Source organism: Ruminococcus albus 7 = DSM 20455 (assembly GCF_000179635.2).
GTDB lineage: Bacteria > Bacillota > Clostridia > Oscillospirales > Ruminococcaceae > Hominimerdicola > Hominimerdicola alba.
In genome coordinates, this window is sequence record NC_014833.1 from 278,248 (window position 1) to 292,919 (window position 14,672).

Here is a 14,672-nt window from a genome sequence, read left to right on the forward strand (position 1 = left end):
TAATACACTCCTTTGTGAATATTATCATGTCTTTGAGAAGCTTATGGTCTTCAACACTTTGTTGAAATTATCACGCATGGCGGAAGTACACTGATCATAGGATATGACCCAAACTTCAAGAACATTGGTGTCCTCAGCCATAATGCTTATATCTATGTCGAAGGATACGCCGTCAGAAGTATAAACACCGCTGACAGTGTACGCAAAGTGTCCGCCGATTTTGGTATCGCCTCTGTCGGTAACATCGATCAGATCTTTCATACCCTTTGAATCTATCACTGCATCAGCAACTTCGCTCAGGGTCATTTCAGCCATGGTTTCAACTACACGGGAATTTATCATTATCGAGCAGTTGTCTTTAGCGTCGGCAATATCATCGCCCTTGTAGATTATCGAGGTGCTTGAAGAGGACTCCTGCGTAGTTTCCCACTTGGCTTCGTCAGCCTTTACGGTGAATACAGGTTTTGATTCCTTCTTCTTTTCAGCCGCAGAAGATGTATCAGCAGCATCGGGGTCTTTTATCTCGATGACAGTCTGTTCATCTTTATCGGGATCATGCCCGGCTGCTGATGACGTGTCATTGACAGCCGTTTTTTCCTCGTTTGGGTCGATAACTACTATACCGGGGGTATCCCCGGATGGAGCGCCCGTTTCTGCGGAAGCACTGTCTGCAGTTTTGTCAGCGCTGTCCTTGTTTTTGCCGCCGCAGGCAGTGAGCCCTAAAGCCATAACTGCTGCTAGCGCAGCGATAGCGATCTTTTTCATATCAAACCACACTTCTGTCAAATTTTATGTCATTATTCAGCTTTGATGTTCTCCTCATCGGTAACAACGTCCTCTTCCTCGGAAGTTGTTTCATCCTCAGCGGTAGTAGTTTCTTCATCGGTAGTAACAACAGCAGTTGTTTTTGCCTTAGTGTTCTTTTCTGACTTGCTGTCGTCCTTCTCGTTGCAAGCTGTCATTGTGAGTGCGGCAGCAGCGGCTACCATAGTTATAAGTACCTTATTCATTTTAAACTCTCCATTCATGTACCGATCTCTCGGTTATTTTACTTTCCTTATTTGCAGTTATTACTGCTATTCAAAATTTACTGACCACAGCAGATCACGCAGATCGCTGTCGATTGATTCCACACTTGTTTCAGTTATGGTGAAACAGATATTAAGCTCTCTGTATCCATTGAAACCTGTGTATTGTAAAAGTCTTGATTCGGCTCCGAAAAGTGTCGGATCAATTGTATATTCCCTACGTATCCAGGTCTTGCCGTTGATATCTACGGTGTTATGGTCTATCAGTGTCTGTCCCGTGGGAGGGGCATCATTTTCCCAATAATGCTGTGCTACTTCATTGATGTCATACTGTGATAAATCAGTAGAAAGCTCATTTGAAGCAAACACACAGGTCGAACTGTAATCACCCATCCATCCGTAAATATATTCTATGCCCTCAGTTCCTTCAGCTGCGTTTATGGAAACGTGTTCTTTTGCATCCATCCATTTAGAAAGATCAACGTCAAATCCGTAGCCTGTGCCGCTTATGTGCTCTATCCTTACCTCTGCAGGTTCGGGCTTTTCGACGGCGGAAGTTTCGGCTGCTGAACTATCCGCGGCAGGTTTGCTTTCAGCTGTGGGAGGTGTTTCCGTTACAGAACTTTCTTCTTCGGGCTTGCTTTCCTCGGTGATACTGCTTTCTTCGGGTGCTGAGCTTTCTTCGGCAGCACTTATCTCTTCCGACGAAGTTTCAGCTTTACGGCTCATATCCTTCTTCACGGCACTTACCTCCGAAGTTTTTACGGAGGCTTTGCCGCATGAAGTCAGCAGCACTGCTGACAGCAGCGCCGCTAATATAACTCTCTTATCCATCAGTGGTGGAAGAGTCTGATACCTGTGAATGCCATAGCCATTCCGTACTTGTTGCAGGTGTCTATAACATTGTCGTCACGGATAGATCCGCCGGGCTCTGCGATATAAGCCACACCTGACTTCTTGGCTCTTTCGATGTTATCGCCGAAGGGGAAGAATGCATCGGAACCAAGACATACATCGGTATTTTTAGCCAGCCATTCCTTCTTCTCCTCGCGGGTCAGAGGCTCGGGCTTGGTCTTGAATATTCTCTGCCACTCGCCTTCAGCCAGAACGTCCTCATACTCCTCACCGATGTATACGTCGATAGCGTTGTCACGGTCAGGTCTGCGTATATCGTCCTTGAAGGGCAGAGCCATTACCTTGGGGTTCTGTCTGAGCCACCAGTTGTCAGCCTTGCTGCCTGCAAGTCTTGTGCAGTGTACTCTTGACTGCTGACCTGCACCGATACCGATAGCCTGTCCGTTCTTGACATAGCATACAGAGTTTGATTGTGTATACTTCAGTGTTATCAGCGAGATGATAAGATCTTCCAGCTTGTCATCGGGGATATCCTTATTCTCGGTAACAACGTTGGAAAGCAGCTCCTTGTCGATCTTCAGCTCGTTTCTGCCCTGTTCAAATGTAACACCGAATACCTGCTTGCGCTCGATCTCAGCGGGAACATAGTTCTCGTCGATCTTGATGATATTGTATGTACCCTTTCTCTTGGACTTGAGTATCTCCAGAGCTTCATCGGTATAGCCGGGAGCGATAACGCCGTCGGATACCTCTCTCTGTATCATCTTGGCAGTAGGAACATCACATACATCGGACAGTGCGATGAAATCGCCGTAGCTGGACATTCTGTCTGCACCTCTTGCCCTTGCATAAGCGCAAGCCAGTGAAGAAAGCTCGCCCAGATCGTCAACGAAGTATATCTTAGCCTCAGTCTCTGTCAGGGGTCTGCCGATAGCGGCACCTGCGGGAGATACGTGCTTGAAAGAAGTTGCAGCGCACATACCGGTAGCAGCTTTCAGCTCCTTTACCAGCTGCCAGCCGTTGAAAGCGTCCAGCAGGTTGATATAGCCGGGCTTGCCGTTGAGCACTTCGATAGGAAGATCCTTACCATCCTCCATATATACTCTTGACGGCTTCTGATTGGGGTTGCAGCCGTACTTCAAAAGCATCTCGTTTGCCATTGTTATTACCTCCGATTAAAATATAATTTTATCCTTATCCGCGGGATCATCCGCGTCTTTATCAGCTTTTACTATCGGGACTTTACCGAAGAAATCATCGGGATCCACAGTTTTAGTTCTTTCATCCATGCGGCGCATTTCTATGCCCATGTTTTTGAACATCGGGTCATCAGGATCTTTTACTACCAGAATATCATCACTGTTTCTGTTGGCGCGGGCATCTATCTGTTCTGCCGAATACTTGTCAAGCTGTAAAAAATCTGCCACAGTGTTTCCCAGTGCTGCTCTTGTCAATGAGTCCATTTCTTTGCCTGTTGGTGCGCCCAAAGGTTCGTTCACTCTCAGTTCGATGGGTGAAACGCTTTTTATCATTTCGATAAACTCTTCAATTTCACTGCGTGTCGCAAAATTCAGCACATTGCTCGCTGTTTCACTGTTATACTTTATATAAATATACAGCTGATACGTCGGTTTATTGCTTTGAAGACCGTAATACCTCGGCTGAATAATGTCTATATCGGTGTAAAGAGTCAAATGACATGATAACAAACCGTAGATACCCTGATCCAGCGCTGCATTATCGCCCTTCACATTCCGGCATTTTCTTACAGCTTCATCAAGGTCGCCCTTGTACAGAAGTTTCGAGCGCCTGTATTCCTTTTCTGTCTTGCTGATAAAGAAAAGGAACGGACCCCAAAGCAGCAGCAGAAAAGGTAAAGCAAATATCAGATCAAATACGTCAAAGAACATCATAGGTAAGAATAGCAGTGTGAAAAGGGTGATTATAACAAACCCGTTCTTTTTGTTCTGCCTGTACTTGTCATTATTATTCATATTCTGACACCTCCACAGGCGATGTTCAGTCACAGTCTGCATAAAGCTGATACTTTCCGCAGTGCAGGCACCTGAAAAGATAGCCCTGCATACTGCCGCCGTTTGTCATACATTCTCTGATATCACCGATATCGAACATAGCCTCGTCCTTGCGGTAGATATCTTCCAGTTTATCTGAAAGACCCATCTTTTCAAGTTCTGTCATGCCAACGTATCCCACGAAAGCACAGTAGTCATTACAATGTGCCAGCCAGACTTCCTGCTGCCACCCGCAGTATCCCGGGGTACGGTGTATAAGTTCGTCCAGCTTGGATACATCATTTATCTTCTCACAGCTGTAAGCGTCCTGAAACTCGCCGTCAAATTTTTTTGCGGCACTGCCGTCGGCTATACACCACGGACACAGACACTCAACATCTTCTGTCGAATAGAATGGACTTTCGTATACATATTCGGTCTTTTTGCCGCAGCATCCGCATATCTGCGGCTTGTCAGCCTTTTTGAAAGCCCCTGTGCCTATGGGATCGGGGTGATATCTGAATTTCGGGAAGTCTTTATCCATATCCATACCTCACTGTTTCAGAAACTGTTATGTGCAGAAGATGATCAAAAAATCTCCATGATGAGATAAGCTATGAAACCACCTCCCAAAGCTACCAGCAATGCGGTAACTGTCATTCTGACAGCGGCGGGCAGCCCTGATCTCAGTCTCAGCGGCTGTTCGACTTCTTTGGGTGGGATGGGTACTGTTTTAGAAAAGACCGCAGGTACTGCCAGAAAGGATATGCACAGCATCAAAAAATTATCCCGCCGAGATTATACCCGCCTGAATGATTCCTGAAGAAGTCTAACAACAGGAAAGCTGTGATCGTCAGCACGAATACAAGCCCGTAATAGAGATATGTGAGCGTTTTCCAGTGCTGTACGCTTCTGGCATATTCATACCTGATATGCTCGATGTTCTTGAATTCATTTTTGGTTCTTTCAAGGGCTGCCCTGTCAGAGCCTTCCTTTATGTTCAGCACCGAATCACAGTATGGGCATTTTACCACCTGTTCACCAGGGGTATAACTTATATCGCCCGAACAGTTCGGACATCTGATAGCTACTATTTGCATAGTATTCTCCTCTTATGGAAAAATGTTTGCTTCAACTGTATCACCGTGGGGTATTTCATAGATGTTCCTTTTTGGTATACTCAGTCCAGATCGAAGCTTTTTTCGCAGTCATCAGTCACAAGTATCACCTTTTCACCCTCGATCCTGCCGCTTATAATGTGGTTCCCATTGATGAAACGGAAATACTCCATGTGTTCCTCAAGCGTTTTATGCTCGGGTACCAGCAAAGGCATAGGTTCTGCACGCGAACCCTGAAAAGCTATACATTCACAGTTTGTATATACGCTCTGGATCAATCCGCGGACAGTACCTTTGTTAGCGGGGTCGGTAAACTTCTCATAAAGCTCTCTGCCGATGTCATACAGCTCGGTCATCTGGGTGCTTCCAATCTTGCCTGCAAAGACATATCGTCCGTCCTCTGTCATGCCGAGTGTATAACCGTTTCCCGGAGCGATCGAGAAGTATCTGATCATCTGCCGTGCCATTACTTTGTGTATTTGTTAACTATCTTCGATACAGCCTTGCCTGTTTCTATGTCGATGAATCTTACGAACAGGGATACCTTGTTATCCTCGTTCAGCGCATTCCACAGACCATTTGTGAATTCATCGATATCATTGGGGATAGTTATCTTCTTGGGCTCACCTTCAAAGCTGGGCAGAGGGTTGCCGTCACCCATATATGTGTGGATGAAATGACCGTAGCCGGCTATGGGAGTTGAATAGCTGAAAGTGAATCTCTCAACACTGTCGGGGTTGCCGTCAGCGGATTTCAGTATGCTCATAGCATAGTTGTACTGACCGTCGCCAACGTGCATGATTCCGGAAATTCTGGGTGTGTAGTTGGGAGCATCGTCCTCATATTCTCTTGTGCGCAGGCTCTGTTCAAAGGTCTGCTGCTTGTCCATCAGCTCATAGATCGTATCTGTCTGATCGCCGTTGGTAACGATGGTCTTGTTTCCAAGAACTCTGACAGGTGAGTATATTATCAGATGAGGATCGGAAAGCTTTGAAGGATCAGCAGCCTCGGTCTTGATGCCGTCAGCAGTTTCGGTGAATACTCTGTTTCTGGAATTTACGCTTCTGCCCATGATGAAATAAGCAGTAACAGCGTTCTTTCCGTCAGCACTCTTGCCGATAACGATACCTCTTCCGGGGTAAGCGTTGCCTTTCAGTTCCTCATAAATGTCAAGTGTTTTCATATTTTTGACCTCCTTGATCGGGTTTAGGTTTGCCATTGAACTTTACTTCAATGGTATTTGTCAGTTTTTTTATAATATTTTTTGTCAGCTGAAAAACAGCCTCGTAAATTCTCATAACGATCCTGAGCATCAGCTCGAAGCATATCACTATCGCCAGATTCAGCAGAGGGAAAAGAATAAACGGGACGATAAGTCTATCGAGGATAATATCCGATGCTGAATACAAGCAATAAACTTTTACATAGATACCGTAAAAAAAGCCTATCAGAAATTGTGTTGATTTGTATATGGGCATTGTTATGCCCAGTAGCATATTGTATATACTAATCAGGATCGCTCGAAGCCAGATGGATTGATAGATCGACCACCTAACCATAGGTGCAAATATCACAAATATCAATCTTGTGGCTGCACCTATAGAAAAGAACGCGATGTAGTCAGCCAATACCTCCGCAAAGATATTCTCCGTGCGGTAGTATAGCAGCCTGAATCCCTTCTTTTTTGGCTCGCCAAGTTCAACCCTGTCTTTTTCCTTTTTGAACAGCCTTTTGCAGACAAATGTCTTGATCAACATTATCAACGGAAATGTAACTGCCAATATATCAGTGGCATAGTCCATCAGGACTTCGTCATAGCACACAACTAGATCTTCCACACCGAAAGTTGTGATCTTCATCAGAAGTTTTATAATATAACCATTATGAGGTCGTTCAAAGTGATATATCTCATCGTACATGACTGCCAAATACTGATCCTGCGCTGAATTTATACTAAAGGGGCAGTTTTCTTCCATGTGTTCCACAAAGGTATCGCCAATGTCGTAAGGACTGGATGACCACGGATTGGCAAAAGTGCCTATCAGCAGACAAAGCAAATATATCCCTATAAGTATAAGATACTTTTTCTTCTTAGGCTTAGGCGATATCCCCGATAGCATATTATTTGATTTTTCGTTCATATTATGTTCGTTATTCTCAAATGCATTCAGTGTTTTAAGCCAAAGTGATGTACGCCCACCACCTCAAATATATATTATAGCAGAAATTTCAGACAATTGCAAGTCATAGCGGACAATTATCGCTAATTTTATTGGAACAGAATGAAAAGAATATCTGATATTCAAAAAGTATGTTGCATATATCCAAAACAGCCATAAAGAGGTCAGCTGATCTCTTTATGGCTGTGGATAGTTATGGTATTATTGCTTCGTTATCAAGCCATGCCTGCAGTGATGATAGCCATCTTGTAAACTTCATCAGCGTTGCAGCCTCTGGAGAGGTCGTTGATAGGAGCGTTCAGACCCTGGAGGATAGGACCGTAAGCCTCATAGCCGCCGAGTCTCTGAGCGATCTTGTAGCCGATGTTGCCTGCCTCGATAAGAGGGAAGATGAATGTGTTAGCCTGACCTGCGACCTTGCTGTCGGGGCACTTGGTCTTTGCAACTTCGGGAGATACAGCTGCATCGAACTGGAATTCACCGTCGATAACGAGATCGGGGTCGATGTTCTTAGCTTCGATAACAGCATCGTGGCTCAGCTGAACAGTGCCGCCCTTGCCTGAACCGTAGGTGGAGAAGCTCAGTACAGCTACCTTGGGGTCGATACCGAAGAAAGCTGCTGTTCTTGCAGTTTCAACTGCAACTTCACCCAGCTGTCTTGCTGCGGAAAGAACTACGTTGCCTTCCTTGTCAAGTCTGTCGGTGTAGCCGAGATTGATAGCACAGTCGCCCATAGCGATCTTCTCTTCCTTGCCGTCCTTCTCTCTGAAAAGGATGAAAGAGGAGCTTACCAGATTGCTGCCCTTCTTGGTCTTGATGATCTGGAGAGCAGGTCTTACTGTATCAGCGGTGGAATAAGTAGCGCCGCCCAGCAGAGCGTCAGCCTTGCCTGCCTTAACGAGCATTGTGCCGAAGTAGTTGGACTTCTTCAGTGCAGCTCTTACTTCTTCCTCGGTCATCTTGCCCTTTCTCAGCTCAACCATCTGAGCAACGAGAGCATCCATCTCGGGATAAGTCTCGGGATCGAGTATCTCAGCGCCGTCGATATTGAAATTGCCTGCCTTTGCAGCAGCCTTTACTTCGTCAACGTTGCCACAGAGTATAACGCCCATCAGACCCTCTTTCAGAAGTCTGTCAGCAGCGGTGAGTATACGTGAGTCATTACCCTCGGTAAATACGATTGTCTTCTTTTCAGCTTTGAGATTAGCTATCAGCTTATCAAACATTCCCATAATTTTACAACCTCCATGAGAAAAATAAATTTACCATATAATTATAACATACTTTTTGAGAAAAGTAAAGGGATTTTTCAGGGTACGGAAAGGCTTTTTGTCGCACAAAAAATCTTTTTGTATAAATTTTGAATTCCGCATATTTTTTCGTTATTCGTACTTGTAAAGCGGTGTAAAATGTGTTATACTAATTATGTATAAGTTTTTGGGATAATGCAGGAATGCCGTTTATAAGGAGTAGGGGATATGAAAGTTTACAAGCTGTCTAAAAGACCGCTGGCGCTTATCTATGCGTTTCTTGGCGGGATACTTCTGCTTATAAGGTTCGCGCTGAATCTGGTGATCGATCTTATCGGACGATTTACACATATCCGTGGTGATCTTGCCGATTACTATGTGCTTTTGCCATTATGGGTGATCGCTGCACTTTTTGCGATACTGGTACTGCCTTTTTATTTCCACAAGGCGAGTTACACGGTATCGGATAAGGAGATAACCGCTAAGGGCGGACTTATGGTCACATCAAGGCAGTTCATGCTGACATCTGCCGTTAAATCGGTGACTTCGATACTTCTGCCACTGGGCAGGCTGACAGGCATGAACTTCATAATACTGAACGCGCTGGGCTCAAGACTGGTGATACCCTTTCTGTGCAGACGTGATGCCGAAGAGATCGCCAATCTGGTAAACAATTCCATAAGGAGCAGGGCTGACCTATGATTGACGAATACAAGGGTATAGGCGGCTTTTTCAGAAGACGGCAGCATCCTGTGAAGATATTGATGTATATAGCGAAGTATCTGTGGCTGCTGCTGATACCTCTGGCGAAATACCTTATTGCGATGCAATTCGATTTTGAAAACTGGGTTAAGACAAACTGGGTAGATATACTTACCCTCTCGGTGATATTCGGATACGGCATACTGCGGTGGGTATTCATATACTTTGAGATAGAAGAAGACGGTATTATCGCACATACCGGATATTTCGGCATAGAAAAGACCCAGGTGTATTTCAGTGAGATGTCCTCAATGTCCCTATGTCAGGGTTATATATTCAGGCTGCTGGGAGCGTGTACGGTATATATCGACACAGATGCCAAAAGCATCGGAAATACGGATATAAGGCTTGATATCAGTCAGAAGCAGGCATTCAGGATATACGAGCTTGCAACAAAGCGCTGCCGCAATAAGCCAAAGTATATATTCAATTCGCAGAAGCGAAGCCTGATCATATTCTCGCTGCTTTTTTCATCGACGCTTTCGGGTATGCTGCTTACGCTAACATTCATATACCAGGCGTACAGGATAGTCGGACGTGAGATAGAGGAGGAATTCCTTACAAAGGTCAATACTCAGCTTGAAAAGCTGGCAGTACACATACCCAAATATCTTATAGTTGCAGCAGCGGTGGTGACAGGCAGCTGGCTGGTATCCTTTATATCAAACCTTATGCGTCACTGGGGATTCAGCTGTACCAGATGTGCGGATATGCTCCTTATAAGCAGCGGAAAGGGGACCAAGCGCCGCCATGTAATAATGCGTGACAGGATAAACTTCATAGATTATCAGCAGTCAATGTTCATGAAGCTTTTCGGGATATGTTCGGTGCAGGTGCACTGTACGGGCTACGGCAAACGCAGGCTCGAACTTTCTGCACTTGTTCCCATAACGACTAATACTGCTGCGGAAACTTCCGTCAGGCTTCTGATGCCGAATATGCCTACAGCAGGGTATGATGTAAGAACAGGCTGGGGAGATGTCAGGAGATTCGTTACTGTGCCGCTGCTGATATGTCTTCTGCCCGGAGCGCTGTATGAATTCCTTTGCAGATTGATACCTCACTTTGAGATGGTGGTGAAGACTATCCCAGACTGGAAAAGCGCCATAACCAATCTTGCAGTGATATCTATGCTGCCGCTTGTATGGCTCGTAATAATAAAGGTAAATGCGGCATTCAATACAGCGGCAGGATTTGAAAACGGTCAGTGTATGCTGTCATACTGCAAGTTCTATCGTTTCCACAGAGCGGCAGTGAGGATAGACCGCATAAGCAAGATAAAGATAACCAGAAATCCATTTCAGCGTATGAACGGTACTTGTCACCTTTATGTGTATACCTCTGCGGAGGGTTCAAGCCGCCATGTGGTAAAGGGGCTGAATTATGAAAGACTCACTGCTGCGATGGCTAAGGCAGGCATTATCGACCCATGATGATATCGGGAAAAGGAGAGGGATATGGCAGAGGCTAAAGTAATTATAACGAAGATAACCGATAACGGCACCTACCCGATGTGGGCGGAGGCAGAACTTATCGATACCCACGGGAAGAAACACGTTTTCAAGGATAAACTGCCGATATTCGCTCATGATGATATGGACGATACCTGTCCCCGTGATGGTGTGGTGAGATGTTTTATCAAGGAAGAACACGACAGTTTTTATGTTATCGATACGAGATTTCCCGATGATGTTGAATCTGATGACGGAGAGACATGGTTTGAGGTGGACAAGGAAAAAGTCACACCATAGCTTGAAAAAAAGCAGCGGTATGACCCTAATAAAAGATGAGGCTTTTGAAAAGCTTTATGAGCAGTACGATGAAGGTGTAATAGAGTATTTTATCATGAAGAGCGATAAGCCTTACGATGGCGAAAAGTCCCACAGGAATGCGGTGCTGTTCCCGAAAGGGGTTCAGGACACCGAGATATACAGCTGGAGCCATGACTGGTCGGAATATTTTGACGATGGAAATGAATGGTGGGGCTGTATGTATCATACTGTATACGACAGGGCTATGGACAGATTTACAGTTATAGCCGCATCTGCCACGGACTAGGAGAGGGACTATGGAAGAATATTCTGTAAAGCTGAAAAAACTTACGGACGGTACTTTCTATAATGCCGTTGTAACAGAGGATGATAACGGTGAAGTGCTGAAGTTCAAGGCGGAAATCGGCGGCAAAAATTACGTGGGTGAAGACGAGGACTATTATACGGCTTTCAGAAAGCTGAGGGACGTTCTTCTCACTGCGGGGTACGGTATGTGCTGTGCAGGGGCAATGGTGAATGCTTTGCAGTCGGGCATGATGGCGGGGAGTGACAGGGTATATCTTGTGAAGCTGAATGAAAAGCCGTCATTGAAAGACGCAGCAGGGATATTTGATCCTGCTGCCCCGGAGATATTCCCCGACAGCAAAGCACAGGAGATATACACAGAGAGATTCTTTGATTCGATATGATACAATGAATATTTGAAATAATGGGCGGTGATACGATATGCCAAAATTTGATGAGAGTATGGAAAGCATGGTCGATACCTTTTTGTTTGAAACGGGCGAACTGCTTGAAAACCTTGATGAGATACTCATGCGTGCCGAACAGGCGGAAGAGATATCCATGATAGAGGAGAGCGACATCGCGGAGATATTCCGAACCATGCACACGATAAAGGGTTCGGCGGCGATGATGGGTTTGCAGAATATGTCTACCCTTGCCCATGCGATGGAGGATATGTTCTATATAATCCGTGAGAAGACCTATGTACGCACTGACAAGGCAGCGCTGTTTGACCTGCTTTACAAGAGCAGTGATGCGCTGAAAGCAGAGCTTGAAAACCTTTCGGATGAGGATATACCGCTTACTGATTTTTCGGATATGATAGGGCATATCCACGATCTGGCAGCATTCTTCAAGGGCGAGGGTGATACTGTTGAAGAACAGATCGCGGAAGTACCTCAGGATATCTTTGATGAAAATGAACCTGAGGATATGCTGACATATAAGCTTATATATGATGAGGGCTGTCAGATGCCGTCTGCAAGGGCTATAGTGCTGATACGCAAGCTTGGGGCTTTTGCAGAGGTCTGCAGAACTATCCCGCCTGATATGGATGATGACAGCGCTGATGGAATAATCAAAAAATCGGGGCTGTATATCAAGCTGATAACAGATGACCGCAAGGCAGTTGAAAAGGTACTTTCATCTGCGCTGAATGTTGAAAACTTTGAGCTTTTCACAAAGGAAAGGCTGAAAATTATGACGGCGGGATCAGCAGCTGATAAAACTCCCAAGGCGGATCTACCTGATGGCGTATTCCTGCCCGATGATCCGGACGATCTTCTGACCTACATGGTAAAATACAGTGACAACTGTGCTATGCCCTCCGCAAGGGCGATAGTGCTGCTGCGAAAGCTGGGCACTGTTGCGGAAGTCTGCCGCACTCTGCCTGCCGATATGGACAGCGATGATGCCGATGATATCATCAAAAAGCAGGGGCTGTATATCAGATTGATGACTGATGATACCTCCGCAGTGGAGAAAATGCTCAAAAGCGGTATCAATGTGGAGCAGACAGCGAGGATAGAAAAGCCCTCGGAAAAAAAGGAAGAACAAGGTGTTGTTCCGGAAAAAACAACGGAGAAGGATACTCCGCAGGAAAAAAACGATCAGTCGGCAAAGCCTGCACCGAAGCCGCAGAAAAAGGATCACAAGGAGCAGAGCCTGCTGACGGTCAAGCTTGAAAAACTGGACAAGCTTTTAGACCTGGTATCTGAGATCGTTATAACCGAGAGCGCTGTTACCTCATCGCCTGACCTGAGAGGATTGGAAACCAAGCTTGACCGTTTCAACAAATCCTCCCGTGAACTGAAAAAACTGACGGATGAATTGCAGGACGTAGTCATGTCACTGCGAATGGTCCCTGTATCTACGGCTTTTCAGAAGATGAACCGAGTTGTCCGTGATATGAACAACACCCTTAAAAAGAATGCTGTGCTGCTTTTCAGGGGTGAGGATACAGAGGTCGATAAATCCATAATAGATATGCTTGGCGATCCGCTGATGCACATTGTCAGGAATGCTGTCGATCATGGTATCGAGACCCCTGAGGAACGTGCTGCAGCAGGCAAGACCAATGCCCCTACAGTAACTCTTAGCGCAGGCTATGAATCCAATGAGGTAGTTATATCATGCAAGGATAACGGCGCAGGTATGGATGCTGCCAAGATCCTTGCAAAGGCAAAGAAGAACGGTCTGCTTACCAAGCCCGAGAATGAGTATACCGAAAAAGAGATATTCAACTTTGTTATTGCTGCGGGCTTTTCAACAAATGAATCGGTCACACAGTACAGCGGACGCGGTGTCGGCATGGACGTAGTAAAGCAGAATATCGAAAAAGTGGGCGGCAAGCTTATCGTATCTTCAAAACTGGGAGTAGGCAGTACCTTTACCATAAGGATCCCACTTTCGCTTTCGATACTGGATGTTCTCAGTGTTGAAATAGGAGAAAGCAGTATATCTATACCTGCGGCATCTGTAAGGGAAGCATTCTCCTGCAAAGCGGGCAGCCTTATAACCGATCCTGACGGTAATGAGTTCATATATCTCAGGGATAAGTGCCTGCCGCTGATAAGGCTGGGAGAAAAGCTTAAGCTTGAAACTGAGATAACCGAACCCGAAAAGGGTATATGCATATACTGCCGTGAGGGCGCCAATGAAGCGGTGCTTCTTGCTGACAGGATAGTATGCGATCAGCAGGTGGTAGTAAAGCCGTTCTCACCGCTGCTTGACGGTCTTCACCTTAAAGAAGCGGGGCTTGCAGGCTGTTCGATATTGGGTGACGGCAGTATGACCATAATACTTGATATGATAACACTGCTGGGCAGCGAAACAGGAGAGGAGACTTCAAATGGCTGATGTTTACGAACTTCTGGATAATGGCGGTCAGCTGCTGACATTTACCGCCGGGGGAGAGTATTACGGATTTTACATTCTTGATGTAGCAGATATCATAGAGATGCCAGCATTTACTGTCATACCTACAGCACCGCCGTATGTTCTGGGACTGATGAACCATCGCGGAAAGGCGGTTCCCGTAATGGATCTGCGTCTGCGTTTGGGGCTCCCTAAGGGCGATTACGATGACAGGAGCTGTGTGATAGTGATAGAGGTTAACACTATGCAGTGCGGACTTGCAGTTGACAGGGTCAGCGATGTTGAGAATATCACAACGGATATGATAGCACGTTCCCCTGTAGATACAGGTCTTGTAAAGGGTTTTGTTATCCGTGATGGCAGACCGAGGATAGCTATACTCGACCCCGAGTCAGTGGCAAGGACATAATGATCGTATTATCTTACAGTGAACAGTTAAGGTATCACCTTGCTGTTCACTGTTCTTTTTTGCTTGCATGATCAGGCATAATGTGGTATAATATAACAGAACATTGTTAACAAACCGGGAGGTA

Annotated in this window: 19 protein-coding genes; 7 read left to right on the plus strand and 12 right to left on the minus strand. The window is 45.6% G+C overall.

The annotated features are described in order from the left end of the window. Window positions 1-24 precede the first annotated feature (24 nt). From RUMAL_RS01350 to pta, 12 genes are all read right to left on the minus strand, one after another. Window positions 25-765: a hypothetical protein gene (locus tag RUMAL_RS01350; protein ID WP_013497017.1), complete on the minus strand. Its 741-nt coding sequence runs from the start codon at window positions 763-765 to the stop codon at window positions 25-27. Between the two features lie 32 nt (window positions 766-797). Next, window positions 798-1,010 (minus strand): hypothetical protein, encoded by a 213-nt coding sequence (locus RUMAL_RS01355; RefSeq protein ID WP_013497018.1) that lies wholly within the window; start codon window positions 1,008-1,010, stop codon window positions 798-800. A 66-nt stretch (window positions 1,011-1,076) separates the two neighbouring features. Further along, the gene (locus tag RUMAL_RS01360) at window positions 1,077-1,862 is read right to left on the minus strand and encodes a hypothetical protein (protein ID WP_013497019.1); all 786 of its coding nucleotides are present in this window, start codon (window positions 1,860-1,862) and stop codon (window positions 1,077-1,079) included. After that, entirely contained in the window at window positions 1,862-3,043 is a 1,182-nt protein-coding gene (locus RUMAL_RS01365; protein WP_013497020.1) for a phosphoribosylaminoimidazolecarboxamide formyltransferase, read from the minus strand. The genes RUMAL_RS01360 and RUMAL_RS01365 overlap by 1 nt, the downstream gene beginning before the upstream one ends. 15 nt (window positions 3,044-3,058) lie before the next feature. Beyond that, entirely contained in the window at window positions 3,059-3,877 is an 819-nt protein-coding gene (locus RUMAL_RS01370; protein WP_013497021.1) for a hypothetical protein, read from the minus strand. Window positions 3,878-3,902: 25 nt separating this feature from the next. Then, window positions 3,903-4,439, minus strand: coding sequence for a CbrC family protein (locus RUMAL_RS01375; protein ID WP_028504112.1), 537 nt, complete (start codon window positions 4,437-4,439; stop codon window positions 3,903-3,905). A gap of 44 nt (window positions 4,440-4,483) precedes the next feature. Next, window positions 4,484-4,675 carry a hypothetical protein gene (locus RUMAL_RS01380; protein ID WP_028504111.1) on the minus strand — a complete coding sequence of 64 codons (192 nt, stop codon included), beginning with the start codon at window positions 4,673-4,675 and terminating at the stop codon, window positions 4,484-4,486. After that, a complete protein-coding gene (locus RUMAL_RS01385) occupies window positions 4,672-4,995 on the minus strand; it encodes a TFIIB-type zinc ribbon-containing protein (RefSeq protein ID WP_013497024.1) in 324 nt (107 codons plus the stop codon). The genes RUMAL_RS01380 and RUMAL_RS01385 overlap by 4 nt, the downstream gene beginning before the upstream one ends. Window positions 4,996-5,075: 80 nt before the next feature. Beyond that, a complete protein-coding gene (locus tag RUMAL_RS01390; RefSeq protein ID WP_154662729.1) occupies window positions 5,076-5,468 on the minus strand; it encodes a hypothetical protein in 393 nt (130 codons plus the stop codon). Between the two features lie 11 nt (window positions 5,469-5,479). Further along, on the minus strand, window positions 5,480-6,196 hold the full coding sequence (locus tag RUMAL_RS01395) for an IMP cyclohydrolase (RefSeq protein ID WP_013497026.1): 717 nt from the start codon (window positions 6,194-6,196) through the stop codon (window positions 5,480-5,482). Further along, the gene (locus RUMAL_RS01400) at window positions 6,183-7,154 is read right to left on the minus strand and encodes a hypothetical protein (RefSeq protein WP_013497027.1); all 972 of its coding nucleotides are present in this window, start codon (window positions 7,152-7,154) and stop codon (window positions 6,183-6,185) included. Before RUMAL_RS01400 ends, RUMAL_RS01395 begins: the two co-directional genes overlap by 14 nt. Window positions 7,155-7,408: 254 nt before the next feature. Further along, window positions 7,409-8,425 (minus strand): phosphate acetyltransferase, encoded by a 1,017-nt coding sequence (pta, locus tag RUMAL_RS01405; protein WP_013497028.1) that lies wholly within the window; start codon window positions 8,423-8,425, stop codon window positions 7,409-7,411. Between the two features lie 246 nt (window positions 8,426-8,671). Here pta and RUMAL_RS01410 point away from each other — a divergent pair, with 246 nt between their 5' ends. The 7 genes from RUMAL_RS01410 to RUMAL_RS01440 are packed head-to-tail and all read left to right on the plus strand — an operon-like array spanning window position 8,672 to window position 14,548. Next, window positions 8,672-9,145, plus strand: coding sequence for a PH domain-containing protein (locus RUMAL_RS01410; protein WP_013497029.1), 474 nt, complete (start codon window positions 8,672-8,674; stop codon window positions 9,143-9,145). Next, the gene (locus tag RUMAL_RS01415) at window positions 9,142-10,638 is read left to right on the plus strand and encodes a PH domain-containing protein (RefSeq protein ID WP_013497030.1); all 1,497 of its coding nucleotides are present in this window, start codon (window positions 9,142-9,144) and stop codon (window positions 10,636-10,638) included. The genes RUMAL_RS01410 and RUMAL_RS01415 overlap by 4 nt, the downstream gene beginning before the upstream one ends. A gap of 24 nt (window positions 10,639-10,662) precedes the next feature. Further along, window positions 10,663-10,956, plus strand: coding sequence for a hypothetical protein (locus RUMAL_RS01420; RefSeq protein ID WP_013497031.1), 294 nt, complete (start codon window positions 10,663-10,665; stop codon window positions 10,954-10,956). 19 nt (window positions 10,957-10,975) lie between these two features. Further along, window positions 10,976-11,263: a hypothetical protein gene (locus RUMAL_RS01425; RefSeq protein WP_013497032.1), complete on the plus strand. Its 288-nt coding sequence runs from the start codon at window positions 10,976-10,978 to the stop codon at window positions 11,261-11,263. 10 nt (window positions 11,264-11,273) lie between these two features. Continuing rightward, window positions 11,274-11,666 carry a hypothetical protein gene (locus RUMAL_RS01430; protein ID WP_013497033.1) on the plus strand — a complete coding sequence of 131 codons (393 nt, stop codon included), beginning with the start codon at window positions 11,274-11,276 and terminating at the stop codon, window positions 11,664-11,666. 37 nt (window positions 11,667-11,703) lie between these two features. Next, on the plus strand, window positions 11,704-14,121 hold the full coding sequence (locus RUMAL_RS01435; RefSeq protein WP_013497034.1) for a chemotaxis protein CheA: 2,418 nt from the start codon (window positions 11,704-11,706) through the stop codon (window positions 14,119-14,121). Then, window positions 14,114-14,548 (plus strand): chemotaxis protein CheW, encoded by a 435-nt coding sequence (locus RUMAL_RS01440; RefSeq protein ID WP_013497035.1) that lies wholly within the window; start codon window positions 14,114-14,116, stop codon window positions 14,546-14,548. Before RUMAL_RS01435 ends, RUMAL_RS01440 begins: the two co-directional genes overlap by 8 nt. The last annotated feature ends 124 nt before the right edge of the window (window positions 14,549-14,672 follow it).